The 24,231-nt window shown below is 44.5% G+C and carries 41 protein-coding genes; 1 reads left to right on the plus strand and 40 read right to left on the minus strand.

What is annotated here, in order from left to right; all coding sequences use genetic code 11:
• Positions 1-116 precede the first annotated feature (116 nt).
• Complete coding sequence (locus ICC18_RS31375) at positions 117-713, minus strand: KinB-signaling pathway activation protein (protein WP_188178356.1); 597 nt, start codon at positions 711-713, stop codon at positions 117-119.
• Between the two features lie 136 nt (positions 714-849).
• Between ICC18_RS31375 and gerD the strand changes: the two genes are divergently transcribed.
• Complete coding sequence (gene gerD, locus ICC18_RS31380) at positions 850-1,551, plus strand: spore germination lipoprotein GerD (RefSeq protein ID WP_223193040.1); 702 nt, start codon at positions 850-852, stop codon at positions 1,549-1,551.
• 76 nt (positions 1,552-1,627) lie between these two features.
• Here the strand turns inward: gerD and salA are convergent, their stop codons facing one another.
• The 39 genes from salA to tuf all read right to left on the minus strand — a co-directional run bounded on the left by salA (position 1,628) and on the right by tuf (position 24,214).
• Positions 1,628-2,716 (minus strand): iron-sulfur carrier protein/transcriptional regulator SalA, encoded by a 1,089-nt coding sequence (gene salA, locus ICC18_RS31385; protein WP_188178357.1) that lies wholly within the window; start codon positions 2,714-2,716, stop codon positions 1,628-1,630.
• 61 nt (positions 2,717-2,777) lie between these two features.
• Positions 2,778-3,533 carry an N-acetylmuramoyl-L-alanine amidase CwlD gene (gene cwlD / locus ICC18_RS31390; protein ID WP_188178358.1) on the minus strand — a complete coding sequence of 252 codons (756 nt, stop codon included), beginning with the start codon at positions 3,531-3,533 and terminating at the stop codon, positions 2,778-2,780.
• A gap of 71 nt (positions 3,534-3,604) precedes the next feature.
• The gene (sat, locus tag ICC18_RS31395) at positions 3,605-4,777 is read right to left on the minus strand and encodes a sulfate adenylyltransferase (protein ID WP_188178359.1); all 1,173 of its coding nucleotides are present in this window, start codon (positions 4,775-4,777) and stop codon (positions 3,605-3,607) included.
• A gap of 32 nt (positions 4,778-4,809) precedes the next feature.
• The gene (locus ICC18_RS31400; RefSeq protein WP_188178360.1) at positions 4,810-5,502 is read right to left on the minus strand and encodes a phosphoadenylyl-sulfate reductase; all 693 of its coding nucleotides are present in this window, start codon (positions 5,500-5,502) and stop codon (positions 4,810-4,812) included.
• A gap of 263 nt (positions 5,503-5,765) precedes the next feature.
• Positions 5,766-6,158, minus strand: a complete 393-nt coding sequence (gene rpsI / locus ICC18_RS31405) for a 30S ribosomal protein S9 (protein ID WP_188178361.1) — start codon at positions 6,156-6,158, stop codon at positions 5,766-5,768.
• Positions 6,159-6,179: 21 nt separating this feature from the next.
• Entirely contained in the window at positions 6,180-6,617 is a 438-nt protein-coding gene (rplM, locus tag ICC18_RS31410; RefSeq protein ID WP_126144072.1) for a 50S ribosomal protein L13, read from the minus strand.
• A gap of 168 nt (positions 6,618-6,785) precedes the next feature.
• Positions 6,786-7,547 (minus strand): tRNA pseudouridine(38-40) synthase TruA, encoded by a 762-nt coding sequence (gene truA, locus ICC18_RS31415; protein WP_188178362.1) that lies wholly within the window; start codon positions 7,545-7,547, stop codon positions 6,786-6,788.
• A 100-nt stretch (positions 7,548-7,647) separates the two neighbouring features.
• A complete protein-coding gene (gene rplQ, locus ICC18_RS31420; RefSeq protein WP_188178363.1) occupies positions 7,648-8,013 on the minus strand; it encodes a 50S ribosomal protein L17 in 366 nt (121 codons plus the stop codon).
• Positions 8,014-8,037: 24 nt separating this feature from the next.
• Positions 8,038-8,982: a DNA-directed RNA polymerase subunit alpha gene (locus ICC18_RS31425; protein WP_188178364.1), complete on the minus strand. Its 945-nt coding sequence runs from the start codon at positions 8,980-8,982 to the stop codon at positions 8,038-8,040.
• 126 nt (positions 8,983-9,108) lie between these two features.
• On the minus strand, positions 9,109-9,504 hold the full coding sequence (gene rpsK / locus ICC18_RS31430; RefSeq protein WP_188178365.1) for a 30S ribosomal protein S11: 396 nt from the start codon (positions 9,502-9,504) through the stop codon (positions 9,109-9,111).
• A gap of 18 nt (positions 9,505-9,522) precedes the next feature.
• On the minus strand, positions 9,523-9,891 hold the full coding sequence (gene rpsM / locus ICC18_RS31435) for a 30S ribosomal protein S13 (RefSeq protein ID WP_188178366.1): 369 nt from the start codon (positions 9,889-9,891) through the stop codon (positions 9,523-9,525).
• An 18-nt stretch (positions 9,892-9,909) separates the two neighbouring features.
• Positions 9,910-10,023 (minus strand): 50S ribosomal protein L36, encoded by a 114-nt coding sequence (rpmJ, locus tag ICC18_RS31440; protein WP_003333770.1) that lies wholly within the window; start codon positions 10,021-10,023, stop codon positions 9,910-9,912.
• A gap of 106 nt (positions 10,024-10,129) precedes the next feature.
• Positions 10,130-10,348, minus strand: coding sequence for a translation initiation factor IF-1 (gene infA / locus ICC18_RS31445; protein WP_009676800.1), 219 nt, complete (start codon positions 10,346-10,348; stop codon positions 10,130-10,132).
• A gap of 2 nt (positions 10,349-10,350) precedes the next feature.
• Positions 10,351-10,656 (minus strand): KOW domain-containing RNA-binding protein, encoded by a 306-nt coding sequence (locus ICC18_RS31450; RefSeq protein WP_188178367.1) that lies wholly within the window; start codon positions 10,654-10,656, stop codon positions 10,351-10,353.
• 9 nt (positions 10,657-10,665) lie between these two features.
• Positions 10,666-11,418 (minus strand): type I methionyl aminopeptidase, encoded by a 753-nt coding sequence (map, locus tag ICC18_RS31455; protein ID WP_188178368.1) that lies wholly within the window; start codon positions 11,416-11,418, stop codon positions 10,666-10,668.
• Positions 11,418-12,068, minus strand: a complete 651-nt coding sequence (locus tag ICC18_RS31460; RefSeq protein ID WP_188178369.1) for an adenylate kinase — start codon at positions 12,066-12,068, stop codon at positions 11,418-11,420. Before ICC18_RS31460 ends, map begins: the two co-directional genes overlap by 1 nt.
• 85 nt (positions 12,069-12,153) lie before the next feature.
• A complete protein-coding gene (gene secY / locus ICC18_RS31465) occupies positions 12,154-13,461 on the minus strand; it encodes a preprotein translocase subunit SecY (protein WP_188178370.1) in 1,308 nt (435 codons plus the stop codon).
• Positions 13,461-13,901 carry a 50S ribosomal protein L15 gene (gene rplO / locus ICC18_RS31470; RefSeq protein ID WP_188178371.1) on the minus strand — a complete coding sequence of 147 codons (441 nt, stop codon included), beginning with the start codon at positions 13,899-13,901 and terminating at the stop codon, positions 13,461-13,463. Before rplO ends, secY begins: the two co-directional genes overlap by 1 nt.
• A 36-nt stretch (positions 13,902-13,937) precedes the next feature.
• The gene (gene rpmD / locus ICC18_RS31475; protein ID WP_163953700.1) at positions 13,938-14,126 is read right to left on the minus strand and encodes a 50S ribosomal protein L30; all 189 of its coding nucleotides are present in this window, start codon (positions 14,124-14,126) and stop codon (positions 13,938-13,940) included.
• Positions 14,127-14,137: 11 nt separating this feature from the next.
• Positions 14,138-14,635: a 30S ribosomal protein S5 gene (gene rpsE, locus ICC18_RS31480; protein WP_188178372.1), complete on the minus strand. Its 498-nt coding sequence runs from the start codon at positions 14,633-14,635 to the stop codon at positions 14,138-14,140.
• A gap of 29 nt (positions 14,636-14,664) precedes the next feature.
• Positions 14,665-15,033 (minus strand): 50S ribosomal protein L18, encoded by a 369-nt coding sequence (rplR, locus tag ICC18_RS31485; RefSeq protein WP_188178373.1) that lies wholly within the window; start codon positions 15,031-15,033, stop codon positions 14,665-14,667.
• Positions 15,034-15,131: 98 nt separating this feature from the next.
• Positions 15,132-15,674 (minus strand): 50S ribosomal protein L6, encoded by a 543-nt coding sequence (rplF, locus tag ICC18_RS31490; protein ID WP_188178374.1) that lies wholly within the window; start codon positions 15,672-15,674, stop codon positions 15,132-15,134.
• A gap of 29 nt (positions 15,675-15,703) precedes the next feature.
• Complete coding sequence (rpsH, locus tag ICC18_RS31495) at positions 15,704-16,102, minus strand: 30S ribosomal protein S8 (RefSeq protein WP_029196454.1); 399 nt, start codon at positions 16,100-16,102, stop codon at positions 15,704-15,706.
• 32 nt (positions 16,103-16,134) lie between these two features.
• Positions 16,135-16,320, minus strand: a complete 186-nt coding sequence (locus ICC18_RS31500) for a type Z 30S ribosomal protein S14 (protein ID WP_113022649.1) — start codon at positions 16,318-16,320, stop codon at positions 16,135-16,137.
• A 38-nt stretch (positions 16,321-16,358) separates the two neighbouring features.
• A complete protein-coding gene (gene rplE / locus ICC18_RS31505; RefSeq protein ID WP_188178375.1) occupies positions 16,359-16,901 on the minus strand; it encodes a 50S ribosomal protein L5 in 543 nt (180 codons plus the stop codon).
• Between the two features lie 32 nt (positions 16,902-16,933).
• Complete coding sequence (gene rplX, locus ICC18_RS31510) at positions 16,934-17,287, minus strand: 50S ribosomal protein L24 (protein ID WP_223193041.1); 354 nt, start codon at positions 17,285-17,287, stop codon at positions 16,934-16,936.
• 39 nt (positions 17,288-17,326) lie between these two features.
• Complete coding sequence (rplN, locus tag ICC18_RS31515) at positions 17,327-17,695, minus strand: 50S ribosomal protein L14 (RefSeq protein ID WP_188178376.1); 369 nt, start codon at positions 17,693-17,695, stop codon at positions 17,327-17,329.
• A gap of 36 nt (positions 17,696-17,731) precedes the next feature.
• The gene (rpsQ, locus tag ICC18_RS31520; protein ID WP_188178377.1) at positions 17,732-17,995 is read right to left on the minus strand and encodes a 30S ribosomal protein S17; all 264 of its coding nucleotides are present in this window, start codon (positions 17,993-17,995) and stop codon (positions 17,732-17,734) included.
• A gap of 26 nt (positions 17,996-18,021) precedes the next feature.
• Positions 18,022-18,219 carry a 50S ribosomal protein L29 gene (gene rpmC / locus ICC18_RS31525; protein WP_134756089.1) on the minus strand — a complete coding sequence of 66 codons (198 nt, stop codon included), beginning with the start codon at positions 18,217-18,219 and terminating at the stop codon, positions 18,022-18,024.
• A complete protein-coding gene (gene rplP / locus ICC18_RS31530) occupies positions 18,209-18,643 on the minus strand; it encodes a 50S ribosomal protein L16 (RefSeq protein ID WP_188178378.1) in 435 nt (144 codons plus the stop codon). The genes rpmC and rplP overlap by 11 nt, the downstream gene beginning before the upstream one ends.
• Before the next feature lie 3 nt (positions 18,644-18,646).
• Positions 18,647-19,309 (minus strand): 30S ribosomal protein S3, encoded by a 663-nt coding sequence (gene rpsC / locus ICC18_RS31535; protein ID WP_188178379.1) that lies wholly within the window; start codon positions 19,307-19,309, stop codon positions 18,647-18,649.
• Positions 19,310-19,322: 13 nt separating this feature from the next.
• On the minus strand, positions 19,323-19,655 hold the full coding sequence (gene rplV, locus ICC18_RS31540) for a 50S ribosomal protein L22 (protein ID WP_188178380.1): 333 nt from the start codon (positions 19,653-19,655) through the stop codon (positions 19,323-19,325).
• A 30-nt stretch (positions 19,656-19,685) separates the two neighbouring features.
• On the minus strand, positions 19,686-19,964 hold the full coding sequence (gene rpsS / locus ICC18_RS31545) for a 30S ribosomal protein S19 (RefSeq protein ID WP_188178381.1): 279 nt from the start codon (positions 19,962-19,964) through the stop codon (positions 19,686-19,688).
• A 48-nt stretch (positions 19,965-20,012) separates the two neighbouring features.
• Positions 20,013-20,843 (minus strand): 50S ribosomal protein L2, encoded by an 831-nt coding sequence (rplB, locus tag ICC18_RS31550; RefSeq protein WP_188178382.1) that lies wholly within the window; start codon positions 20,841-20,843, stop codon positions 20,013-20,015.
• A 30-nt stretch (positions 20,844-20,873) separates the two neighbouring features.
• The gene (rplW, locus tag ICC18_RS31555) at positions 20,874-21,164 is read right to left on the minus strand and encodes a 50S ribosomal protein L23 (RefSeq protein WP_188178383.1); all 291 of its coding nucleotides are present in this window, start codon (positions 21,162-21,164) and stop codon (positions 20,874-20,876) included.
• Positions 21,161-21,787 carry a 50S ribosomal protein L4 gene (rplD, locus tag ICC18_RS31560; RefSeq protein ID WP_188178384.1) on the minus strand — a complete coding sequence of 209 codons (627 nt, stop codon included), beginning with the start codon at positions 21,785-21,787 and terminating at the stop codon, positions 21,161-21,163. Before rplD ends, rplW begins: the two co-directional genes overlap by 4 nt.
• A 16-nt stretch (positions 21,788-21,803) precedes the next feature.
• The gene (rplC, locus tag ICC18_RS31565; RefSeq protein WP_188178385.1) at positions 21,804-22,427 is read right to left on the minus strand and encodes a 50S ribosomal protein L3; all 624 of its coding nucleotides are present in this window, start codon (positions 22,425-22,427) and stop codon (positions 21,804-21,806) included.
• A 45-nt stretch (positions 22,428-22,472) separates the two neighbouring features.
• Positions 22,473-22,781: a 30S ribosomal protein S10 gene (rpsJ, locus tag ICC18_RS31570; protein ID WP_023482171.1), complete on the minus strand. Its 309-nt coding sequence runs from the start codon at positions 22,779-22,781 to the stop codon at positions 22,473-22,475.
• A gap of 242 nt (positions 22,782-23,023) precedes the next feature.
• Positions 23,024-24,214, minus strand: coding sequence for an elongation factor Tu (gene tuf / locus ICC18_RS31575; protein ID WP_188178386.1), 1,191 nt, complete (start codon positions 24,212-24,214; stop codon positions 23,024-23,026).
• Positions 24,215-24,231 lie beyond the last annotated feature (17 nt).

Below are 24,231 nucleotides of genomic sequence, written 5' to 3' on the forward strand. Positions count from 1 at the left end.
ACCTTCTAGATAAGCTAGGACGGCTTCTAATTTCTCCTCAGTCGAATACTTAGACATAAAAAACTGCACCTCCAGATGTTAGACTGTGTCCAACAATTGGGGTGCAGTTCAGTCGATTAGCTCTTTTTGTTTTCCAGGATTTTATGTAATATCAGAATTTGCCATGCATTACATACGAGCAGCGGAGCTAACATAAAAAAGCTGGAAGCAGCATTATCGAGTTTGAGCGCCGGTACGGCCTCAAGTATAGTAACGGCAGACATGAAAAACAATGTAGGGATGAATGCGTTCCGATTAGTCAACTTCATTTTCCAATAAGCAACGCCTAATGAAATGATCAAGATAATCAGCGGTAAGATCGAGTAACTTATGAAAGTGCCGGATCCTTCAAAATTTGTCGATCTCAAATAGGCAAGATCAAATAAGGCGACAATAACAACAGTTAGCTGTAGAAGATCCCACACTTTCTTCGAACGAATAATCCCGGCAGCGATAAATCTAACAATCAGATAAGCAAAAAAGCCCATCTGGCTCAGCACACTGATCGTCGCGCCGCCCAAGAGCATATTCATCACGTTAAATCCTACAGCAGAAAGACCCATTACAGAAAACTCTTGATCAGAGTATTGCAAGATTAGACCGATTACAAGAGACACGACCATCCCTAAAACTAAGGTAGTCCAAAATAAATGAAACCATTTGCGCAATGTCAAAATCAAAACCTCCATACTTGAGCTCTAATTGCTAATTGTACCAACGTTTTCGATAAAAAGCCAATGAATGGTCGTTATAATCTGCCCGTAACCACGCATACTAACGGTATTAAGCCAGGGAAGGGAGTATGCTTTCATGTTGATGAAAAGGCTGAGAAAGCTGCAAGTCCTACCGTTTATCCTGTTCGCTGTACTTCTCTCTTCATGCGGAACAGATAACCAACCGCAAGGTCAAACCCAAGGTAATATGTATAAAGACACAAAATCGATGGTCCTTGATATTTTAAAGTCCGAAGATGGAAAAAAGGCGATTAGCACAGCGAATCGCAGTATTATGATGGGCGAAGTAGGCGCAAAGGGCGTTGCGGGCCAATCACAAATTAAACTCCTCTCCGCCAATGAATCTTTACAATTACAGATGGCTGTTAAAGACGTCTTAACGGCTCAAGAGAACAATAAGTTTCTCACGGATATGATGAAAGATCCGAAATTTGCAGGCGATTTTGCCAAAGCTATCCAAAAAGACACGAAGCAAATGTTTAAAGAATTATTAAAGGATCCTGAATATCAAAAGGCGCTCGTCGACGTGATGAAGAATCCAGATTACGAAAAAATGACACTTGATGTGATGAAAACCGCACCATACCGTCAACAAATGATGACTGTTATGCAGGATTCACTTCAAAGTCCTTTATTTAAAGCTCAAATGGTAGAATTGTTAAAATCAGCGATTGAACAACAAAGTAAGCCTGAAGAAATGCCGACAGCTAAGAAGGATAAGAAAAAAGAGCAAGGCGGCGGTGAAGGCGGCGGTGAAGGCGGCGGCGGCGGCCAGTAAAAAGGAATCAAGGTAATGCGATTCAAAGAGTTAACACGAAAAAGGACTAACGGCCGTTAACCGCTAGTCCTACTTTTTACCTTTCCAGTTTAGCAATTATATTGGCTGCTACATCCAGATAGATTTGTCCTGCAGTTGTATCGCGTTTATATACAGAAGGAGAATAATCAATTTCGGAAATATGATTTTCCGGCGCACCTAATGGAATTTGGGCTAACAGTTCACTGTGAAGGTCTTCAGCGAGTTTAGCTCCTCCGCCTTTTCCGAAAATAAAATCTTTACTGCCGCAGGTCTTGCATTCGTAATATGACATGTTCTCTACGATCCCGAGTATCTCATGGTTGGTCGAAACAGCCATCGCGCCTGCTCTAGCAGCTACAAAAGCCGCAGTAGCATGTGGAGTTGTCACAATAATTTCTTTACTTTGAGGAATCATTTGATGCACATCAAGAGCAACATCCCCTGTTCCTGGCGGCAAGTCTAGCAAAATGTATTCAACATCTCCCCAATTCACTTCATGGAAGAAATTTCGAAGCATTTTGCCAAGCATAGGGCCGCGCCAAATGACTGGAGCATTATCTTGAACGAAGAATCCCATCGAGATGACTTTGACCCCATATCTTTCGACAGGAATGATTGAATTATCAGCAAGCTGCGGTTGCTCCTCAATTCCCATCATATCAGGGATGCTGAAGCCATATATATCCGCGTCCACGATGCCGACTTTTTTACCTTGACGCGCAAGGGCTACAGCTAAATTCACAGTAACTGTTGATTTTCCGACTCCACCTTTTCCGCTTGCTACAGCTATGAATTTCACCTTAGAGTCTTCGCCTAGAATTGTCTTTGGTGTTGGGGCATTCGATTGCTGTTGAGAATCCGCCGAGGGCTGCAGCACTTCATTCAATTGGTTTCGTTCATATTCCGTAATCGTCCGAAACCGAATATGTACTTGATCTACGCCAAGGGGCTTTAAACTTAGTTGTATGGCTGCCTTGGCTTGATTTTTATATGCCTCATCTTCAATAGTTATTATCAAACTAAGAGAGACACTATCTTCCTTGATCATGATGTCTCTTACTAAATTAAGATCAGTAATACTTTTGTTGTACTGAGGATCGATAAGGGGTTTCAATGCTTCTAATAATTGGTCCTTGTTTATCATAGCCACACCACACCTTTATTAGGACAAAGTAATTATGCGGCTTAATTATACCATAAAACGGTTAAGAACCAACTTTTTCGCCAGAGTAATATCGTAATACGCCTTGATAGATCGATGCAGCCACTTTTTTCTGATACTTTTCACTTGCGAGTAATCTGGCTTCGTCGGGATTGGAAAGAAAACCTACTTCCACCAGCGCACTTGGGATGGTCAATGTTTTCAATAGATACACGGATTTATCAGCCTCTTTTGCTGCTCGATCGGTATTCTCCAGGTTCTTTTTCAATTCATTCTGGATGAGGGCTGCTAACGTCGGATTGTTCGGATTGTTCGGATAGTAGAACGTTTGTGCGCCTCTCCACTTTTGTGAAGGAATACTGTTTAGATGAACACTAAGAAACATATCGGCTTTCTTGTTATTCGTTATTTCAGCACGATTATGCAGATCTTCGGTTTTCCTTTTGCTATAACCTTTTGTACCTGATCCGGCTAAGTCTGTATCGGTTTCCCTAGTCATGACCACAATCGCCCCTGCTTGCTGCAAATAATCCCGCAGTTGCAGCGTGATAGCCAGATTAATGTCTTTCTCTATGACTCCCTCTTTACTTGAGGCACCACCGTCTGGTCCTCCATGTCCCGCATCTAGAGCAATGGTTTTCCCCGACAACGGCAGCGTCCAGTCGGACCATGTCTTTGAAGCCGGCAGCTCATAGGTATAGATAAATACAACTAAAGCTACTAATAAGGCCGAAAGTACAAGCTTAAGACTGCTTTGAAAGGTCAGCCAGACGATCAGCCTCTTCTTTCTTTTGCGCATAAAAAATCCACCTCTGTTCCCCATAGACTCTGTAACATCTATATGGGACAGGGTGGACAAATATACCTTGCTTAGACTTGATATTCAGGGTCTCTAAGACCTTCAATCAATACTTGAGCTACCTCAGGACGAGTAAACTCCGGAGGCGGACATTGACCGTTTCTAAGTAAGCCGCGAACCTTCGTACCGGATAAATGCATGTGTGCAGATTTATCGTGCGGGCAAGTTTTGCTGGAAGCCATGTTGCCGCATTTGGTACAAAAGAAACTATGCTCGAAGAACAACGGTGTAATCCCGATTTCTTCTGACGTAAAGTTGCTGAAAATTTCTTGCGCTTCATACGTGCCATAATAATCGCCAACGCCTGCGTGGTCGCGTCCGACGATGAAATGTGTACAACCATAGTTTCTACGCACGATAGCATGCAGAATCGCCTCACGAGGCCCTGCATATCTCATAGCGGCTGGATAAACGCCTAGGAAAGTACGATCCTTCGGGTAGTAGTTCTCAAGAAGTACGAGGTAGCTTTTCATCCGTACATCGGCTGAAATGTCATCAGACTTTGTTTCACCTACGAGAGGGTTTAGGAATAATGCATCAACGATTTCCATCGCACATTTTTGAATGTACTCATGGGCACGGTGAACCGGGTTGCGGGTTTGGAAGCCAACAACGGTTTTCCACCCGTTTTCGGCGAAAATACGGCGAGTTTCAGATGGATCGAAGTAAAACTCTTCGAATTTTTTCGGTTTAGGACGATTTAACAATTGAATTGGACCGCCAACGTTCGTGGAAGGACGTGAATAGAGTTTATCTACGCCAGGATGCGCTGTGTCGTCCGTTTTGAACACTTTAACGGCTTCATTCTGCTGATTTACCGTGTAAATGCTTGTTACATCCATAATGGCATAAACAACGTTGTCTTCTTCACCAACAAGTGCAATTTGCTCACCAATCCGAAGCGTCGCGGCGAGTTCCGGCTTTACTGGCAACGTGATCGGGATACTCCATACGGTCCCATCGGCTAGTCTCATATGTTCTACGACGGATGCATAGTCCTTTTCTTCCAAAAAGCCTGTTAATGGAGAAAAAGCGCCTACTCCGATTAAATCCAGATCAGAGATGTTCCATGTGTTGACGCGAATTTGTATCAATTTTGCAGCTTGATCAAGAGTGATTGCCTTATCTGCATCTGGAACTAAGCGGTTTATTAATAGTCCGCCGTGAGGTAGAATCGTCGTCATTCCTTAATACCTCCTAGTTCGTAATGTCTATCTTATTTATGCAATCCGCACTCCGTTTTTTCAATGTTAGCCCAACGTCCGGCACGAGGATCTTCCCCTGCAGCTACTGGACGTGTACAGTGTTCACAGCCGATACTTGGATAATTACGGTCATGCAGCGGATTATAAATCACGTCATTCTCACGGATATAATTCCACACATCCTCGGAAGTCCAGCTCGCAAGAGGGTTGAACTTAATCAAACCAAACTTAACATCATATTCAACTTTCTTCGCATTCGCACGTGTAGGAGCTTGATCGCGGCGGATACCGGTAATCCAAGCATCGTAATTTTTGAGGATATCTGTCAAAGGATCTACTTTACGAATATTACAGCATTGATTTGCATCACTCTTCCAGAGCTCATCACCGAATTGTGCAGCTTGCTCCTCAAGCGTAAGTTTAGGCAGCACTTGTACGAATTTCGTATTGTAGTGTTTCTCAAGACGATCTCTTGTTTCATAGGTTTCAGCAAAATGAACGTTCGTATCCAAGTAGAAAATATCAACGTTTGGGTTAATTTTTTGCAGCATATCTACGAGCACAACGTCTTCTGCACCAAAGCTGCAAGCAAGAGTCAAACTAGGAAATGTTTCAACTGCAAGCTTAAGCAAGGCTTCAGGTGATTGATTTTCAAATTCCGCCGCTGCCTTCGTAACAAAAGCTTCTTTTTCGAAAAGGTTCATTCTATAATTCCTCCTTAGATTTGTCGCCAATTGATTGGCATCGTAAGCATCGCTTCGGGTTGTAATTCCGACTATTTTTATATGAATTAATTCCTATTATATCTGACTTGTGCATGATGTCAATTACTTTTTACCATTTTGGCATTAACTTCAAGTATAGGCCACTATCAGTATACGAACTTCTGCTTCTTTGCGTGATAAAGAAAAAACCTTTCCAGCATAATGCCAAAAAGGTTTCTCTTAAGCGCCCAAGGCGCATGATATTAACGTTTGGAGAATTGAGGAGCGCGACGAGCAGCTTTCAAGCCGTACTTTTTACGCTCTTTCATACGAGGATCACGAGTCAGGAAGCCTGCTTTTTTCAAAGATCCACGATACTCTGGGTCAGCTTTGAGCAATGCACGGGAAATACCGTGACGAATTGCTCCTGCTTGACCGCTGATTCCACCACCATTTGCAAGGACAACAACATCGTATTTACCGAGTGTTTCTGTCAAAGTCAAAGGTTGTTTAACGATCAGTTTCAATGTTTCCAGACCGAAATATTCGTCCAGATTACGTTTATTGATAATGATGCGTCCTTCACCCGGTACAAGGCGCACACGCGCTACCGAATGTTTACGACGACCCGTTCCATAATATTGAACTTGTGCCACGAAAACAGTCCTCCCTTATAATTATCCGCGAAGATTCCAAACTTCTGGTTGTTGTGCTTGATGTGGATGCTCTGCTCCACCGTAGACTTTCAGCTTTGTCTTCATGCTGTCGCCAAGACGGTTCTTAGGAAGCATACCATGTACTGCAAACTCAATCATGCGATCAGGCTTGCTGTTCAGCAGGTCCTGTGCAGAAGTCACTTTCAATCCACCTGGATATAAGGAGTGACGGTAGTACATTTTATTTTGCATTTTCTTGCCTGTTAACTTGATTTGGGATGCATTGATGACGATAACAAAATCCCCAGTATCTACATGCGGAGTAAACTCCGGCTTGTGCTTTCCGCGGATAATGCTAGCAACTTCACTTGCCAGACGGCCAAGTGTTTGGCCTGCAGCGTCAACGATGTACCATTTACGCTCAACTTCATTAGGCTTAGCCATATATGTGGTGCGCATGCTTAATCCTCCTAAAATATATCTCAATACATGTTCGTCATTAGTAAATTACATTAGCGATGGATTGTTGTGGTTAGTTCAGTGACCTGGGGCTGTGGGATAGCCGATCACGAAACGCCAAGTAATATTCTACACGAAAACAACTTCGGAATCAAGATAAGTTTTTGCTTAATACTCGACTTTCCAAAGCGTCAGTCCCTTTGCTTCCGCGGTCGGACCCGCCTGACTACGATCCTTGGCTTCAAGGATGCGCTGCATATCACTGCTAGGCCGTTTGCCTTCACCGATTTGTAGTAATGTGCCGGCAATGATTCTCACCATATTGTAAAGAAAGCCATTCCCAGACACGATTAGCCGCATCCTGACGATTTTCCCATCTGAGGATAAATCATCGGCTTCGGTCTCCAGGCGAGCCTCATAGAGTGTTCTCACCTTGATCTCCTTATCCGTTCTCACCGTACAAAACGAAGTGAAATCATGCTCACCCAGCAAGCAAGGGAGCGCCTCTCTCATGGCTTCCACATTCAAGTGCGTAGGATGATGGTATTCATAATTCCGGTGAAAGACATCAGGGAAGCGCGCCGAGCGAATCGTAAAACAATATGTCTTTCGTTTCGCGGCTTTGCGAGAATGGAAGGAAAGAGACACTTCTTCAGCGGTATGTGCGACGATATCCTTGGGAAGTCTGGTGTTCAGAGCTAAGCACCAACGCTCGACCGGGATCTTAGATGTCGTTATAAAATTAATCACTTGGGCTTTCGCATGAACGCCGGCATCCGTGCGCCCGGAAGAGATGACCTTCACCGATTCGCCTGTCAGCATATACACAGCTTGCTCCAAACGATTTTGAATCGTATCTGCATTGGGCTGTATCTGAAAACCAGAGTATGCTGTTCCATCATAACTAATTGTAAAACGAAGATTTCTCACACCTGTGTTCCTCCGTGAGTCATCATCCCTGTATATCTAAGACTGCAAAAAAAAGGGCTTCACCAGAATCAATGATTCCGTCCACCCTTTCCCATCCGTCTTATGCTCGATCTACAAGCTCTAAATATACCATTGGCGCTGCGTCACCGCGGCGTGGTCCCAGTTTAAGGATACGTGTGTATCCGCCTGGACGCTCGGAGTAACGAGGTGCCAATTCGGAGAAGAGCTTTTGGATAGCATCTTGATTCTCGTTAGCAGCTTCTCTGCGAACAAAAGCAGCCACCTGACGGCGCGCAGCAAGATCTCCGCGTTTCGCTAAAGTTATAAGCTTCTCAGCGATGGAACGAATTTCTTTTGCTTTTGCTTCGGTTGTTTGAATGCGTTCATGTATGAACAGATCTGTAACCAGATCACGGAATAAAGCTTTACGATTACTGGAATCGCGGTTCAATTTCCTGTAGTTCATTGAATTAACCTCCTTCTGACTGGATTATTCCTCGGTACGTAAACCCAGACCCAGCTCTTCGAGCTTCTCTTGAACTTCTTCAAGAGATTTGCGTCCTAAGTTACGCACTTTCATCATGTCTTCTTCTGTCTTGGTAATCAGCTCTTGCACGGTATTAATGCCCGCACGCTTGAGGCAGTTGTAAGAACGAACAGATAGATCGAGTTCCTCGATAGTCATCTCAAGAACTTTTTCTTTCTTATCTTCTTCCTTCTCCACCATAATCTCAGCATCTTTCGCTTCGTCAGTCAAACCAACGAACAGCAGCAAGTGCTCTGTTAAGATTTTGGCGCCCAAGCTTACCGCTTCTTCAGGTCGAATACTTCCATCGGTCCACACTTCGAGGGTCAATTTATCATAGTTAGTCACTTGGCCGACGCGAGTATTTTCTACACTGTAGTTTACTCGAGTAATAGGCGTGTAAATCGAGTCGATTGGAATGACGCCAATCGGTTGATCTTCGCGCTTATTTTTGTCCGATTGGACATAACCGCGACCTCTGCCCGCATGAATCCTCATATGAAGACGCGCATCCGGAGATAACGTTGCGATATGCAGATCCGGATTAAGAATCTCCACATCACTATCACCGCGAATATCAGCTGCGGTAATATTGCCTTCTCCTTCAGCATCAATTTCAAGCACTTTCTCCTCATCGGAGTGAATTTTCAAAGAAAGACCTTTCAGGTTGAGGATAATTTCCGTAACATCCTCAAGCACGCCAGGAATCGTTGAAAACTCATGCAAAACGCCATCGATTTGGACAGAGGTTACTGCAGCACCCGGTAAAGAGGACAGTAAGATACGACGTAGTGAGTTACCTAAGGTTGTACCGTAGCCACGTTCCAACGGCTCTACGACAAACTTGCCATAGGCGCCGTCTTCACTAAGAGCTACAGTTTCTATTTTTGGCTTTTCGATTTCGATCATGAAATGTACCCTCCATTCAAAACGTCGTTTCCCTCTGGATACTTCGGTGAAAATTTCATAGTATGCCTATCCTTCAAAACCATTATTCACGATTTTAAGATATTTATACTACAAAGTGATCCTGAATTATACGCGACGACGTTTTGGAGGACGGCAGCCATTGTGAGGAACCGGAGTCACGTCTTTAATCAGGTTTACTTCAAGACCTGCTGCTTGCAAAGAACGAATTGCTGCCTCGCGGCCAGCGCCTGGACCTTTAACCATAACTTCGACAGTTTTCAAACCGTGCTCCATAGCTGCTTTCGCTGCGGACTCAGCTGCCATTTGCGCTGCAAAAGGCGTGCTTTTACGGGATCCTTTGAAACCAAGGTTTCCGGAACTTGCCCAAGAAATTGCGTTGCCGTGCGGATCCGTGATGGTTACAATCGTGTTGTTGAATGTTGAACGAATGTGTGCCACTCCGGACTCAATATTTTTACGGTCACGACGTTTCGTACGGACTACTTTTTTAGGTTTTGCCATTAGCTCTAACCCCCTTTATTATTTCTTCTTATTAGCTACTGTACGACGAGGACCTTTACGTGTACGAGCGTTAGTTTTAGTACGTTGTCCGCGAACAGGAAGACCACGGCGGTGACGAAGACCACGGTAGGATCCGATTTCGATCAGACGTTTAATGTTCAGGGAAATCTCACGACGCAGATCGCCTTCTACTTTCAACGTTTTGTCGATCACATCACGGATCTTGCTCACTTCATCTTCAGTCAGGTCACGAACGCGAGTATCAGGATTGATACCAGTCGTTGCGATGATTTTTTGAGATGTTGTAGTGCCGATACCGAAAATGTAAGTCAAAGCGATAACTACTCGCTTATCACGAGGTAAGTCAACTCCAGCTAAACGTGCCATCTAAGGCTGCACCTCCTTTTATCCTTGTTTTTGTTTGTGTTTCGGATTTTCGCAAATTACCATGACATTGCCTTTACGGCGAATGACTTTACATTTCTCGCAGATTGGTTTGACCGATGGTCTTACCTTCATTTTAACCCCTCCTTAAAGATTCGTAAGCACCATGTTGCGTTTTCGTTAGAAAACTTGCTTCGTAAGCATACGCCTTGAGAGAGTAACTTACATGTAAGCCGAACATTTATTTAAATCGGTAGGTTATACGGCCTCTCGTTAAATCGTAAGGCGATAATTCTACGGTAACCTTGTCTCCAGGCAAAATGCGGATAAAATGCATTCTGATTTTACCGGATACATGGGCTAGGATTTTATGACCATTTTCCAATTCAACCTTAAACATTGCATTCGGAAGAGGTTCAATCACTGTACCTTCTACTTCAATTACATCTTCTTTGGCCACAGTCATTCTCCTTTCTCATGTGCTTCAACTTGCAGTTGTTCGACGAATTTGGCAATTGCATGACGCAACTTCCCATTAGTAACACGACCTGTTTCCCTGATGCTGGACTCAACTTCGCTGCTGATCGTTCTTTGTAATTGAAGATGGTTCAGGTTCTTCTTCTTCGGCTGATCGAATTTGCGTTTATCACCGTCTGCAAGCAAGACAAAACGAGTATCAACAATTCCGATGATGACCGCATATTCTCCGGGATCTTTACCGCGAAGCACCTTTACGATCTGGCCCAGCTGGGGTGTTAGACTATCCACTCACATCACCTACGCTTTAGGCAAAGTTAGAATTTCATAACCGGTTGCCGTTATTGCAATCGTATGTTCGAAGTGAGCACATAGCGTTCCATCAGCCGTTACTACGGTCCAGTCGTCTTCGAGTGTTTTGACAAACCTTTCGCCAACAACCACCATGGGTTCAATGGCTAAGACCATGCCCGGTTTCAATCGAGGGCCTTTATTCGGAACACCGTAGTTCGGAATTTGCGGTTCTTCGTGAAGATCCGTTCCGATCCCGTGCCCGACGTACTCTCTTACCACGGAGAAGCCTGCATCTTCAATACAGGTTTGGATTGCATGCGACAACGTGTAGAGCCTGGCATCCGGTTTGGCCTCTGCAAGTCCTTGGTACAGCGATCTTTCAGTGACCTCTAGCAAACGCTTGGCTGTCTCTGAAATCTCACCTACCGGATAGGTCCATGCGGAGTCCCCATGATAACCTTTATACTGAGCGCCGATATCAATACTGATGACATCCCCCTCAGCCAGCTTTCTTGGACCAGGAATACCATGAACTAATTCTTCGTTGACTGAAGCACAGATGCTGCCCGGAAAACCGTTGTAGCCTTTAAAAGATGGAATCGCTCCCTGACTGCGAATGAATTCCTCTGCGATCTGATCAAGTTCTTTCGTTGTAATGTTCGGACGAATCGCCCTTGCCAGCAAGCGGTGCGTTTCTGCTACGATTCGACCTGCTTCTCGCATTAGGTCCAGTTCAACCTCGGACTTACAAATGATCATTACGCTAGACCTCGTAGCAGTGAGCTAATTTGTTCGGTTACCGCATGAATGTCTTGTTCCCCGTTAACCTCACGCAATAATTCCCTCTTTTGGTAGTAATCCAGCAGTGGAGCCGTTTTGTTGGTATATTCATCCAAACGGGTTCCGACTTTCTCTTCCGTATCATCGGATCGCTGATACAATTCACCAGAACATTTATCACATACGCCTTCTTGCTTAGGTGGATTGAAGATCACATGATACGTAGCGCCACAGGATTTACAGATTCTTCGGCCAGTCAGTCGAGCAAGCAGGAAACTGCGATCTACGGAAAGATTGATAACAAGCTCAATCTTCTTACCCAAGGACTGTACGATTTCGTTTAATGCATCCGCCTGAGCAACGGTTCTCGGGAACCCGTCAAGCAAGAAGCCTTTATCGCAATCCGGTTGAGCAAGCCGCTCTCTCACAATGCCGTTCGTGATTTCATCCGGGACGAGAAGCCCCTTATCCACGTATCCTTTGGCCTCGATACCGAGGGCAGTTCCTTGGCTCATCGCCAAACGAAATGCATCTCCTGTAGAGATATGAGGAATTTGAAATTCACTTACGATTTTTTCCGCCTGTGTACCTTTGCCTGCACCAGGAGGACCCATAAAAATTACGTTCACTTTGACTCACTCCCATCGCACTCGGCAATACGAACAGCACAATAGGTGCCGATGTCGCAGCAATTGCCCCATCAGAACCTATTTGCTATTTATTGATAAAACCTTTGTAATGACGCTTGATCAATTGGCTCTCGATTTGTTTCATCGTCTCAAGACCAACGCCTACTACGATAAGTAAGGAAGTTCCACCGATCTGTACCGAGGTAGGTAGACCAGCAAGTCCTCCGAATAACATCGGAAGAATCGAGATAGCTGACAAAAACAAAGCTCCAGACAGAGTAATTCTAGTCATTACGCGAGTCAGATAAACAGATGTTGTTTTACCAGGTCGGATACCCGGTATGTAGCCACCGTTCTTCTTCATCTGATCGGCCATTTGAACTGGATTAATTTGTACGAAGGTGTAAAAGTAAGTGAAACCAATAATCAGCAGTACATAAAGTACAATCGCCAGCGGCGCGGTTTGATTCAAACTTAGGTTCGTAATGATCCATTCCGCAACCACGTTACCTCTCCAATAGCTTGCTATCGTAGGAGGGAACATCAAAAGCGATAGTGCAAAGATTACAGGGATAACACCAGCCGCATTCACTTTAAGTGGAATGTGAGTGGTTTGCCCACCATACATTTTACGTCCAACTACCCGTTTGGCATATTGTACAGGGATCTTACGAACACCCTGCTGAACGAATATGACTCCGGCAATAATCAGTACGACAACCAAGGCAATAATGACGAGTTTCACGATGTTAAGGAACAAAGCTCCCTCTGTCGCGAAAAGCGTTTTGTAAATTTGCTGGATACTAGTAGGAATCGCCGAGACGATACCTGCAAAGATGATAATGGAAATACCGTTTCCAATCCCATACTCCGTGATTTGCTCTCCAAGCCACATCAAGAATGCAGTACCTGCTGTCAGTACGATAGCGATCAGGGCATAGGTTGTGAATCCAGCATCGATTACGAGTTCAGCGCCATATAGACGATTGAAGCCGATCGATAGACCGAAAGCTTGAATAATACCCAGGATGATCGTACCGTAACGAGTAACTTGTGTCATCTTTTTTCTTCCGACTTCGCCTTCTTTAGCCCACTGCGCAAAACGCGGGATGACATCCATGGACAAAAGCTGAACGATAATGGAAGCCGTGATGTAAGGCATAATCCCCATCGCGAAGATGGAGAATTGGAACAGGGCCCCTCCGGAGAACGTATTAAGCAAACCAAAAACATCGTTTTGACTTGCCTGATCTTGAAGTTTCAAAACATCTGTATTGATGTTAGGCACCGGAATAAAGGAGCCTAATCTGTAAACGATCAGCAAAAGCAGAGTGAATATAATTCTTCTGCGCAGATCCTCTACTTTGAAGATGTTGGATATGGTATTGAACATTAAATCACCTCGGTTTGACCGCCGGCAGCTTGGATTTTCTCAATTGCGGATTGAGAGAACTTATTCGCTTTAACGGTTAATTTTACTGTGATTTCACCGTTTCCTAAAATCTTGATGCCGTCTTTAGGAGCTTTTACAATACCAGTTTCCAGCAATACTTCTGGAGTAACTTCTGTTCCAGCTGCGAAATTGTTCAAGTCTTCAAGGTTCACGATAGCGAACTCAGTGCGGAAGCGGTTGTTGAAACCACGCTTAGGCAAACGACGGTACAATGGATTTTGTCCACCCTCGAATCCAGGACGAACGCCTCCACCGGAACGTGCATTTTGACCTTTATGTCCGCGAGTCGATGTTTTACCCATACCGCTACCTGTACCACGACCAACACGCTTGCGAGTGTGACGAGCACCGGTTGCAGAACTTAGTTCATGTAACTTCATCGTTGCACACCTCCTCTAGATCTTAATATCTTGTTTCTATGCTTCGATTTCTTTAACTTCTACCAAATGACTGACTTGATTAACCATACCTCTGATCGCAGCGTTGTCTTGGTGAACAACAGTTTGGTGCAGCTTGCGCAGACCTAATGTTTTCACTGTAACACGTTGAGTCTCAGGGCGTCCAATCAGACTGCGTTTCAGGGTAATTTGTAATTGTTTCGCCATGTTTACCCCTCCTATCCTAATAACTCTTCAACTGTTTTACCGCGAAGCTTAGCAACTTCTTCCGCTTTTTTCAAACGGCTTAAGCCTTCAAGCGTTGCGTTAACCATGTTCATGGAGTTGGAAGAGCCAAGGGATTTAGTCAAAATGTCGCCGACACCGGCAAGTTCAAGAACCGCACGAACCGGTCCACCTGCGATAACTCCAGTACCTTGGGAAGCTGGCTTGAGCAGAACGCGGCCTGCGCCAAAGCGGCCAGTGACAAGGTGAGGAATGGAAGTTCCTACAAGTGGTACATGGATCAAGTTCTTTTTCGCATCTTCAATGCCTTTGCGAATCGCGTCTGGAACTTCGGATGCTTTACCGATCCCTGCACCAACCCAACCATTGCCGTCGCCTACGACAACAAGTGCGCTGAAGCTGAAACGACGTCCGCCTTTTACTACTTTAGCTACGCGGTTAATGTTAACAACTTTTTCAGTAAGTTCTAAAGTATTCGGATCTACACGCAAGTCTTTTACCTCCTTATATATGTTTTTTCCTAGAATTCTAAGCCTGCTTCACGAGCTGCGTCAGCCAAAGCTTGAACGCGTCCATGATAAAGGTATCCGCCGCGGTCAAAAACCACTTGGTTAAAACCTTTTTCTTTCGCACGTTTCGCGATCAATTCGCCGACTTTACGAGCAGCTTCTACGTTACCACCGTTACCAACTTCTGCTTTCAGTTCTTTGTCCTGAGTCGAAGCGGATACTACAGTGACGCCAGTCGTATCATCGATCAATTGAGCGTACATGTGTTTGGAAGAACGGAAAATGTTCAACCGTGGACGAGCTGTTGTGCCTTCGATTTTCTTACGAACGCGAAGGTGTCTTTTCAGACGGGCTTTATTTTTATCGCCTTTAGTAATCATGAATACTTACACTCCTTTCATCATCTTATGATGCGAGACAGCCTAAGCTTACGAAGCAAGTTTTCTTACGAAAACTCTTAACCCGCGATCTATCGATCTTACTTCTTCTTACCGGCTTTACCCTCTTTGCGAAGGATACGTTCGCCTTCATACTTGATACCTTTACCTTTGTAAGGTTCTGGTTCACGAACTGCGCGAACTTTTGCAGCAGTAGCACCTACTAATTCCTTATCAATACCCTTAACGATGATCTTCGTGTTCGAAGGAACTTCGAACTCGATGCCGCCCTCAGGAGTGATTTCAACGGGATGGGAGTATCCAACGTTAAGAACCAGTTTGTCACCACTTTTGTTAGCACGGTAACCTACGCCTACAAGATCCAAAGATTTCGAGAAACCTTCCGTTACACCGCTAACCATGTTGGCAACAACAGAACGTGTTGTACCATGCAGGGAACGGTGAAGTTTGTTATCGGAAGGGCGCTCAACGGAAATCTCGTTCTCGACAACGTTAACTTTCATATCTTTATGAAGTTCACGAGATAAAGTACCTTTAGGGCCTTTAACTGTGATTACGGTATTGTCCAGTGTTACATTGACACCACTTGGAATGGTGATCGGCTTACGACCAATACGAGACATGTTTGCACCTCCATTCAATTACAATTGTATTACCAAACGTAGCAGATAACTTCTCCGCCAGCTTTGGATTGACGAGCATCTTTATCCGTCATTACTCCTTTGGATGTGGAGATGATGGCAATCCCTAATCCGCCCAGTACACGAGGGATTTCTTGTGATTTTGTATATACGCGCAGACCTGGTTTGGAAATTCTTTTCAAACCGGAGATAACACGCTCATTGTTTGAACCGTATTTCAGGAACAAACGGATGATACCTTGTTTGCTATCTTCAACGTATTCAGCGTCACGGATAAATCCTTCTTTTTTGAGGATTTCAGCGATTTCCCTTTTCACTTTAGATGCAGGAATTTCAACTGTTTCATGACGTACGATATTCGCATTACGGATGCGTGTAAGCATATCTGCAATTGGATCTGACATGACCATTTGTGTAAACCTCCTTCCCGAAAATAGGGTGATTACCAGCTTGCTTTTTTAACACCTGGAATCTGACCTTTGTATGCTAATTCGCGGAAACAAATTCTGCAAATTTTAAACTTGCGAAGAACCGAATGCGGACGACCGCAGCGCTCGCAACGTGTGTATGCTTGCACTTTAAACTTCGGAGCACGTTGTTGCTTGATTTTCATCGAAGTTTTTGCCACTTAATATTCCACCTCCTGAGGTAGGTACGGCTCGTTACCTATTTAACGAAAGGAGCGCCGAGTTGTGTTAAAAGCTCGCGAGCTTCTTCGTCGGACTTAGCCGTTGTAACGATAACGATGTCCATACCACGAACTTTATCAATTTTATCATACTCGATCTCTGGGAAGATCAATTGCTCTTTCAGACCCAGTGTATAGTTACCACGGCCGTCAAAGGCTTTGTTGGAAATACCACGGAAGTCACGTACACGTGGAAGTGCTACGTTGAAGAGTTTATCCAAGAAGTGATACATACGCTCGCCGCGAAGTGTCACTTTCACACCGATTGGCATATTTTCACGAAGTTTGAAACCCGCGATGGATTTTTTCGCTCTTGTTACAACCGGTTTTTGACCTGCGATTTTTTGAAGATCTTCTACCGCAGTATCCAGTACTTTAGAGTTCGAAACTGCCTCACCAACACCCATGTTGATGACGATTTTCTCGATTTTAGGTACTTGCATAACTGTTGTGTAGTTGAACTTTTGGATCAAAGCAGGTGTAATTTCATTCAAATAACGATCTTTCATTCTTGCTGACATCTTTCAGTTGCCTCCTTTCCGTGCTTCTTGTATTAGTCGATGACTTCACCGGATTTTTTCGCTACGCGAACTTTAGTTCCGTTATCTAATACTTTGTAACCTACGCGAGTAGGCTTGCCGCTCTTAGGATCAATCAGCATCACGTTGGAAACGTGGATTGGAGCTTCTTGATTCAAGATGCCGCCTTGCGGGTTTTGTTGGGAAGGTTTTGCATGTTTCTTAACCATGTTCACACCTTCAACCAGTACACGGTTTTCACGAGGGTAAGCAGCGATTACGCGGCCTTTCTTACCTTTGTCTTTACCAGTGATTACAAAAACCGTATCGTCTTTTTTCACGTGCAGTTTATTGTTATGAGATTCGAGTCTCTTTTTGGTTCTTGGCATTGTGTTCTACACCTCCTGAAAACATACTTCAACGCTCTATTAGATAACTTCTGGAGCCAAGGATACGATCTTCATGAAGTCTCTGTCACGAAGTTCACGTGCAACTGGTCCAAAGATACGAGTTCCGCGAGGACTTTTATCTTCTTTCACGATTACAGCTGCGTTCTCATCGAAAGAGATGTAAGAACCGTCTTTACGGCGAGCACCGCTCTTCGTACGAACGATAACTGCTTTAACAACGTCACCTTTTTTGACAACGCCGCCTGGTGTTGCTTCTTTTACCGAACAGATGATCAAATCACCAATGTGACCTACGCGACGACCTGTACCACCCAAAACGCGGATACACATCAATTGCTTTGCACCGGAGTTGTCAGCAACCGTCAAACGAGTAAATGGTTGAATCATCGTATTCCCTCCTTTCGGGGTTCATGCCTGGATTTGTTAGATGATTACTGCTACTTCCACGACTTCAACCAGTCTCCAACGCTTGTCTTTGGAAATTGGTCTTGTTTCCATGATTTTCACGGTGTCACCAATTTTAGCTTGGTTGTTTTCGTCGTGAGCCTTGAATTTTTTCGTATATTTGATTCTCTTGTGATAGAGATCATGTTTTTTGTAAGTTTCAACAGCAACAACGATGGTTTTATCCATTTTATCGCTGACTACTTTACCGATCTGTACTTTACGCTCATTGCGTTCAGCCATCTAGGAACCCTCCCTTCTAGATTTGGTTACCCAATCCCCAATTCTCTTTCACGCAAAACAGTTTTGGCACGAGCGATCTCTTTACGCAAATCGCGGATTTGAGTCGGGTTGTCCAATTGACCTGTAGCTAGTTGAAAACGGAGGTTAAAGAGTTCTTCTTTAAAACCATTGACTTTTTGCTCGATCTCAGCAGTGGTTAAGTTACGGAATTCACTAGCCTTCATTTGCTTCACCACCTACTTCGTCTCTCTTCACGAACTTCGTTTTGATTGGAAGCTTGTGAGCTGCAAGGCGCATTGCTTCACGAGCAATCTCTTCGCTAACGCCAGCAAGTTCAAACAAGATTTTACCTGGTTTTACTACGGAAACCCATTTCTCCACGTTACCTTTACCGCTACCCATACGAACTTCAAGCGGCTTTTGCGTAATTGGCTTGGATGGGAATATTTTAATCCATACTTTACCGCCACGTTTAATGTAACGTGTCATGGCAATACGAGCAGATTCGATTTGACGGTTGGTTACCCAAGCCGGTTCCATCGCTTGCAGACCGTATTCGCCAAAAGCTACTTCCGTTCCGCCTTTAGCGCGACCTTTCATGTTACCGCGGTGTTCTTTACGGTGTTTTACACGTTTAGGTACTAACATGATTTAGTTTCCTCCTTCCGGCTGAGCCTTTTTCTTAGCTGTCGGAAGAACCTCTCCACGATAAATCCATACTTTTACACCAATACGTCCGTAAGTAGTGTGTGCTTCTGCAGTACCGTAGTCGATATCCGCGCGAAGTGTATGAAGTGGAACTGTTCCTTCGCTATATCCTTCCGTACGAGCGATCTCAGCACCGCCAAGACGTCCGCTAGTTGCAACTTTAATACCTTTTGCTCCGGATCTCATTGTTCTTTGGATCGCTTGTTTCATTGCACGACGGAATGATACGCGGCGCTCCAGTTGAAGAGCAATTGCTTCAGCAACGAGGATTGCATCCAGATCCGGGTTTTTGATTTCAGAAATGTTGATGTGTACTTTTTTACCGGAAAGACCAGCAATGTAGTTGCGGATTACTTCAACTTCCGCTCCGCCTTTACCGATAACCATACCAGGTTTCGCAGTATGAATCGTTACGTTCACACGGTTTGCCGCGCGCTCGATATCGATGTGGGATACTGCAGAATCTTTTAATTTATTTTTCAAGTATTCACGGATTTTGACGTCTTCAAGCAGCAGAGTTCCGAAATCTTTTTCTGCGAACCATTTGGACTCCCAATCGCGAATAATACCGATTCTAAGACCTACCGGGTTTACTTTCTGACCCACACGTTATCCCTCCTTATTTCTCAGATACCACTAAAGTAATGTGGCTGGTACGTTTTCTAATTGCACTTGCGCGACCCATCGCGCGTTGGTGGAACCTTTTCATTGTAGGCCCTTGGTTAACAAACGCTTCAGAGATCACTAATTTATTAGGATCTAACGAATAGTTATGCTCTGCATTGGCAATTGCGGAGTTCAGAAGTTTCTCCAGAATTGGAGAAGCTGCTTTAGGTGTGTGACGCAGAATCGCGATCGCTTCACCTACCGCTTTTCCCCGAATCAAGTCAATCACTAATTGTGCTTTACGAGGAGCAATCCGAGCGTGGTTCAAAATTGCTTTAGCTTGCATAGTAGTACCTCCTCTCGGTTAAAAATGCGATTAGCGTTTTCCGGTTTTCTTATCGTCGTCGTGACCTTTGTAAGTACGAGTTGGTGCGAACTCACCAAGCTTATGTCCTACCATATCTTCAGTTACATACACAGGCACGTGTTTTCTTCCATCGTATACTCCGAAAGTGTGACCAACGAATTGTGGGAAAATCGTAGAACGACGGGACCAAGTTTTAACAACAACTTTTTTCCCGGAAGTGTTCAAGTCTTCTACTTTTTTCAGTAAGTATCCATCAATAAATGGACCTTTCTTTAAGCTGCGACCCATGGGTGTTCCTCCCTTCCTTGAACCTCACGAAAATGTTTATATCCTAAATTACTTCGTACGACGACGTACAATGTATTTGTTGGATGCTTTGTTTTTCTTACGAGTTTTGTAACCAAGCGTCGGTTTACCCCATGGAGACATAGGTGATTTACGTCCGATTGGCGCGCGTCCTTCACCACCACCGTGTGGGTGATCATTAGGGTTCATGACAACCCCGCGGACTTGAGGGCGATTACCCTTCCAACGGTTACGACCAGCTTTACCGATTTTCACGAGCTCGTGATCTTCGTTACCTACAGATCCGATAGTCGCGCGGCAAACTTTAAGGACTTTACGAACTTCGCCGGAAGAAAGACGAATCGTTACGTAAGTTTCTTCTTTACCAAGAAGTTGAGCTTCTGTTCCAGCTGCGCGAACCAATTGTCCGCCTTTACCTGGTTTCAACTCGATGTTGTGGATAACTGTACCAACTGGAATGTTTTCCAAAGGTAACGAGTTACCAATTTTAATGTCGGATTGTGGTCCGGATACGATTTGATCTCCTACTTTCAAACCTTTAGGAGCAATGATGTATCTTTTCTCACCATCTGCATAGTTGATCAATGCGATGTTCGCGGAACGGTTAGGATCGTACTCAATTGTAGCAACGCGTCCTGGTATTCCATCTTTGGTACGTTTGAAATCGATAATCCGGTATTTACGCTTGTGACCGCCACCGTGATGACGAACTGTAATTTTACCTTGGTTGTTACGTCCAGCTGTTTTGCTCAATGGAGCGAGCAAAGACTTCTCCGGTGTAGATGTTGTGATTTCTTCAAAAGTAGAAACCGACATTGCACGTCTAGCCGGGGAGGTTGGTTTATATTTTTTTACTGGCACTCCGATTCCCTCCTTACTTCAAGAAATGTGTTATACGGATTCAAAGAACTCCAGCTCTTTGCTTTCAGCGCTCAGGGACACAATTGCTTTCTTCCATTCGGAAGTGTAACCAAAGTGACGACCGTAACGTTTAGGCTTAGCAGGCATTCTGAGTGTGTTTACATTTGTAACTTTTACTTTGAAGATAGCTTCGATAGCTTGTTTGATTTCCGTTTTGTTAGCGCGAAGATCGACTTCGAAAACGTACTTTTTGTTAGCCATCAGGTCGCTTGTACGCTCAGTGATGATCGGGCGCTTGATAATGTCGCGTGGATTTTTCATTGTGCAAGCACCTCCTCTACTTTCTGTACAGCATCTTTCGTAATGATCAGTTTGTCATATAACATGACATCCAGAACATTGATTCCGTCAGCAGCAATAAATTTCACACCTGGGATGTTACGAGCGGAAAGAGCTGCGTTAGAATCGGTATCAAGACCAACAACTAATGCTTTTCTTTCAACTTTCAGGTTGTTCAAGATAGCCGCAAATTCTTTAGTCTTAGGAGCATTCAATTGAAGTTGATCCAATACGATCAATTCGTTATCGATGACTTTCGAAGACAAAGCGGATTTAATCGCCAAACGACGAACTTTTCTAGGCAGTTTGTAACCATAGCTGCGAGGAGTCGGTCCAAATACAGTACCGCCGCCTTTCCATTGTGGAGCACGGATACTACCTTGACGGGCACGTCCTGTACCTTTTTGTTTCCAAGGTTTACGTCCGCCGCCGCGAACTTCAGAACGACCTTTTGTTTTATGAGTACCTTGACGAACAGCGGCTTGTTGCAGCAGAACTGCTTCATGAATCGCATGTACGTGAGGCTCAATTCCGAAAACGGCATCAGACAGTTCAACTTCTCCTACCTGTGCACCTGTTACGTTATATAAAGCTACTTTTGGCATCAGTCTTCCTCCTTTCTTACTTTTTAATAGCTGATTTCACGCTTACGTAGCTATTAGTAGGACCCGGAATGGAACCTTTTACAAGCAATACATTGCGTTCAGCATCTACTTTGATGATTTGCAGGTTTTGCAAAGTTACCGTTTCGTTACCCATATGTCCTGGCAGGTTTTTACCTTTAGGAACTCGGTTTGCTTGAATGGAACCCATGGAACCTGGTCCTCTGTGATAACGGGAACCGTGAGCCATCGGCCCTCTGGATTGGTTATGTCTCTTGATGTTACCTTGGAAACCTTTACCTTTGGAAGTACCTGTTACGTCAACGAATTCGCCCTCTGTAAACAGATCTGCCTTCAATTCCTGGCCAACTTCGTAATCAGCCAACTGAACGCCGCGAATTTCTTTTACGTAGCGCTTAGGCGTTGCCCCTGCTTTTTTCGCATGGCCAAGCTCTGGCTTAATGATTCTGCTTGCTTTTACATCATCAAAACCGATTTGGATCGACTCATAACCGTCGTTATCCACATCTTTCTTTTGGAGAACCACACATGGTCCCGCTTGAATGACAGTTACCGGAACTACGTTACCTTCCGCGGTAAACACTTGTGTCATCCCAAGTTTTTTTCCTAAGATACCTTTCATCGTTGACACCTCATTTCCTTCCTAAACGTGTATTCTATAGTTGTTTTACAGTTTGATCTCGATGTCTACGCCAGACGGTAAGTCTAGTCTCATCAAAGCATCAACTGTTTGTGGTGTTGGATTCACAATATCGATAAGACGCTTATGCGTACGCATTTCGAATTGCTCGCGCGAATCCTTGTACTTGTGCACCGCACGAAGAATCGTGATGATTTGCTTCTCTGTCGGAAGCGGAATCGGACCGGATACACCTGCACCGGAACGCTTGGCAGTTTCCACGATTTTCTCAGCCGATTGATCAATAACTCTGTGATCATAAGCTTTCAAACGGATACGAATTTTTTGCTTTGCCATATAAGTCCCTCCTTCTATCGCCCAATTTAGTATCGGACATACTCCGTGAAAATTCTCCGACGTTCCTTCACCATGGCAAAGGGTCCGGGTGTGTCGGCAACCTCTCACATCATCGCAACGTCACAGACCAACGTTTAATATTATATAAAATATGAAAATGAAAAGCAAGCAAAACTTTATGCGAATGCCTAAAAAAAACACCCACCGCCTAGACGATGAGTGTTTCTTCTATAATATATGAATTACTTTTGGATTGTAGCAACCGCGCCCGCGCCAACAGTACGTCCGCCTTCGCGAATCGCGAAGCGAGTTCCTTCTTCGATAGCGATTGGGTTGATCAATTCTACAGTAACGGTGATGTTATCACCAGGCATTACCATCTCAGTACCTTCTGGAAGAGTGATGATACCAGTTACGTCAGTTGTACGGAAGTAGAACTGTGGACGGTAACCAGTGAAGAAAGGCTTGTGACGGCCACCCTCTTCTTTAGTCAGTACGTAGATTTGTGCTGTAAAGTTAGTGTGAGGTTTAACTGAACCTGGTTTCGCAAGAACTTGACCACGCTCGATATCTTTGCGGTCTACACCACGAAGAAGGGCGCCGATGTTGTCACCAGCTTGAGCGGAATCGAGCAATTTGCGGAACATCTCTACGCCTGTTACAACGCATTTACGAGTTTCTTCAGCAATACCAACGATTTCAACTTCGTCTTGTACTTTAACTGTACCACGCTCTACACGACCAGTCGCAACAGTTCCGCGGCCTGTGATGGAGAATACATCCTCAACCGGCATAAGGAAAGGTTTGTCTGTTTCGCGCTCAGGCGTTGGGATGTAAGTATCAACTTGCTCGAAGAGCTCGATGATTTTGTCAGCCCAAGGACCATCTGGGTTTTGAAGAGCTTCACGAGCTGCGCCGCGGATGATTGGAGTATCATCGCCTGGGAACTCGTACTCGTTAAGAAGGTCGCGAACTTCCATCTCAACCAGTTCAAGCAACTCATCGTCTTCAACCATGTCGCATTTGTTAAGGAATACTACGATGTAAGGAACGCCTACTTGGCGGGAGAGCAGGATGTGCTCGCGAGTTTGCGGCATAGGGCCGTCAGCTGCGGATACAACCAGGATCGCTCCGTCCATTTGTGCAGCACCAGTGATCATGTTTTTAACATAGTCAGCATGGCCTGGGCAGTCTACGTGTGCGTAGTGACGGTTAGGTGTTTCGTACTCAACGTGAGCTGTGGAGATTGTGATACCGCGCTCGCGCTCTTCTGGAGCTTTATCGATTTGGTCGAATGCTACTGCAGCACCACCGTATCTTTTGGACAATACAGTAGTAATAGCAGCAGTCAAAGTTGTTTTACCATGGTCAACGTGACCGATAGTACCGATGTTAACATGCGGTTTGTTACGTTCAAATTTAGCCTTTGCCATTTTAAACGATTCCTCCT

The sequence above is a fragment of the Paenibacillus sedimenti genome, assembly GCF_014534655.1.
GTDB lineage: Bacteria > Bacillota > Bacilli > Paenibacillales > NBRC-103111 > Paenibacillus_E > Paenibacillus_E sedimenti.

Coding starts and splice junctions, on each gene's coding strand:
- gerD (WP_223193040.1), top strand. CDS start 850: ATGTTGATGAAAAGGCTGAGAAAGCTGCAAGTCCTACCGTTTATCCTG.
- salA (WP_188178357.1), bottom strand. CDS start 2,716: ATGATAAACAAGGACCAATTATTAGAAGCATTGAAACCCCTTATCGAT.
- cwlD (WP_188178358.1), bottom strand. CDS start 3,533: ATGCGCAAAAGAAAGAAGAGGCTGATCGTCTGGCTGACCTTTCAAAGC.
- sat (WP_188178359.1), bottom strand. CDS start 4,777: ATGACGACGATTCTACCTCACGGCGGACTATTAATAAACCGCTTAGTT.
- ICC18_RS31400 (WP_188178360.1), bottom strand. CDS start 5,502: ATGAACCTTTTCGAAAAAGAAGCTTTTGTTACGAAGGCAGCGGCGGAA.
- rplM (WP_126144072.1), bottom strand. CDS start 6,617: ATGCGCACCACATATATGGCTAAGCCTAATGAAGTTGAGCGTAAATGG.
- rplQ (WP_188178363.1), bottom strand. CDS start 8,013: ATGAACTACAGGAAATTGAACCGCGATTCCAGTAATCGTAAAGCTTTA.
- ICC18_RS31425 (WP_188178364.1), bottom strand. CDS start 8,982: ATGATCGAAATCGAAAAGCCAAAAATAGAAACTGTAGCTCTTAGTGAA.
- rpsK (WP_188178365.1), bottom strand. CDS start 9,504: ATGGCAAAACCTAAAAAAGTAGTCCGTACGAAACGTCGTGACCGTAAA.
- rpsM (WP_188178366.1), bottom strand. CDS start 9,891: ATGGCACGTTTAGCTGGAGTTGACTTACCTCGTGATAAGCGAGTAGTT.
- rpmJ (WP_003333770.1), bottom strand. CDS start 10,023: ATGAAGGTAAGACCATCGGTCAAACCAATCTGCGAGAAATGTAAAGTC.
- map (WP_188178368.1), bottom strand. CDS start 11,418: ATGATCATTTGTAAGTCCGAGGTTGAACTGGACCTAATGCGAGAAGCA.
- secY (WP_188178370.1), bottom strand. CDS start 13,461: ATGTTCAATACCATATCCAACATCTTCAAAGTAGAGGATCTGCGCAGA.
- rplO (WP_188178371.1), bottom strand. CDS start 13,901: ATGAAGTTACATGAACTAAGTTCTGCAACCGGTGCTCGTCACACTCGC.
- rpmD (WP_163953700.1), bottom strand. CDS start 14,126: ATGGCGAAACAATTACAAATTACCCTGAAACGCAGTCTGATTGGACGC.
- rplR (WP_188178373.1), bottom strand. CDS start 15,033: ATGATTACTAAAGGCGATAAAAATAAAGCCCGTCTGAAAAGACACCTT.
- rplF (WP_188178374.1), bottom strand. CDS start 15,674: ATGTCTCGTATTGGTCGTAAGCCGATCACCATTCCAAGTGGTGTCAAT.
- rpsH (WP_029196454.1), bottom strand. CDS start 16,102: ATGGTCATGTCAGATCCAATTGCAGATATGCTTACACGCATCCGTAAT.
- rplE (WP_188178375.1), bottom strand. CDS start 16,901: ATGTCAGCAAGAATGAAAGATCGTTATTTGAATGAAATTACACCTGCT.
- rplX (WP_223193041.1), bottom strand. CDS start 17,287: ATGCCAAGAACCAAAAAGAGACTCGAATCTCATAACAATAAACTGCAC.
- rplN (WP_188178376.1), bottom strand. CDS start 17,695: ATGATTCAACCATTTACTCGTTTGACGGTTGCTGACAACTCCGGTGCA.
- rpsQ (WP_188178377.1), bottom strand. CDS start 17,995: ATGGCTGAACGCAATGAGCGTAAAGTACAGATCGGTAAAGTAGTCAGC.
- rpmC (WP_134756089.1), bottom strand. CDS start 18,219: ATGAAGGCTAGTGAATTCCGTAACTTAACCACTGCTGAGATCGAGCAA.
- rplP (WP_188178378.1), bottom strand. CDS start 18,643: ATGTTAGTACCTAAACGTGTAAAACACCGTAAAGAACACCGCGGTAAC.
- rplV (WP_188178380.1), bottom strand. CDS start 19,655: ATGCAAGCTAAAGCAATTTTGAACCACGCTCGGATTGCTCCTCGTAAA.
- rpsS (WP_188178381.1), bottom strand. CDS start 19,964: ATGGGTCGCAGCTTAAAGAAAGGTCCATTTATTGATGGATACTTACTG.
- rplW (WP_188178383.1), bottom strand. CDS start 21,164: ATGAAAAATCCACGCGACATTATCAAGCGCCCGATCATCACTGAGCGT.
- rplD (WP_188178384.1), bottom strand. CDS start 21,787: ATGCCAAAAGTAGCTTTATATAACGTAACAGGTGCACAGGTAGGAGAA.
- rplC (WP_188178385.1), bottom strand. CDS start 22,427: ATGAAAGGTATCTTAGGAAAAAAACTTGGGATGACACAAGTGTTTACC.
- rpsJ (WP_023482171.1), bottom strand. CDS start 22,781: ATGGCAAAGCAAAAAATTCGTATCCGTTTGAAAGCTTATGATCACAGA.
- tuf (WP_188178386.1), bottom strand. CDS start 24,214: ATGGCAAAGGCTAAATTTGAACGTAACAAACCGCATGTTAACATCGGT.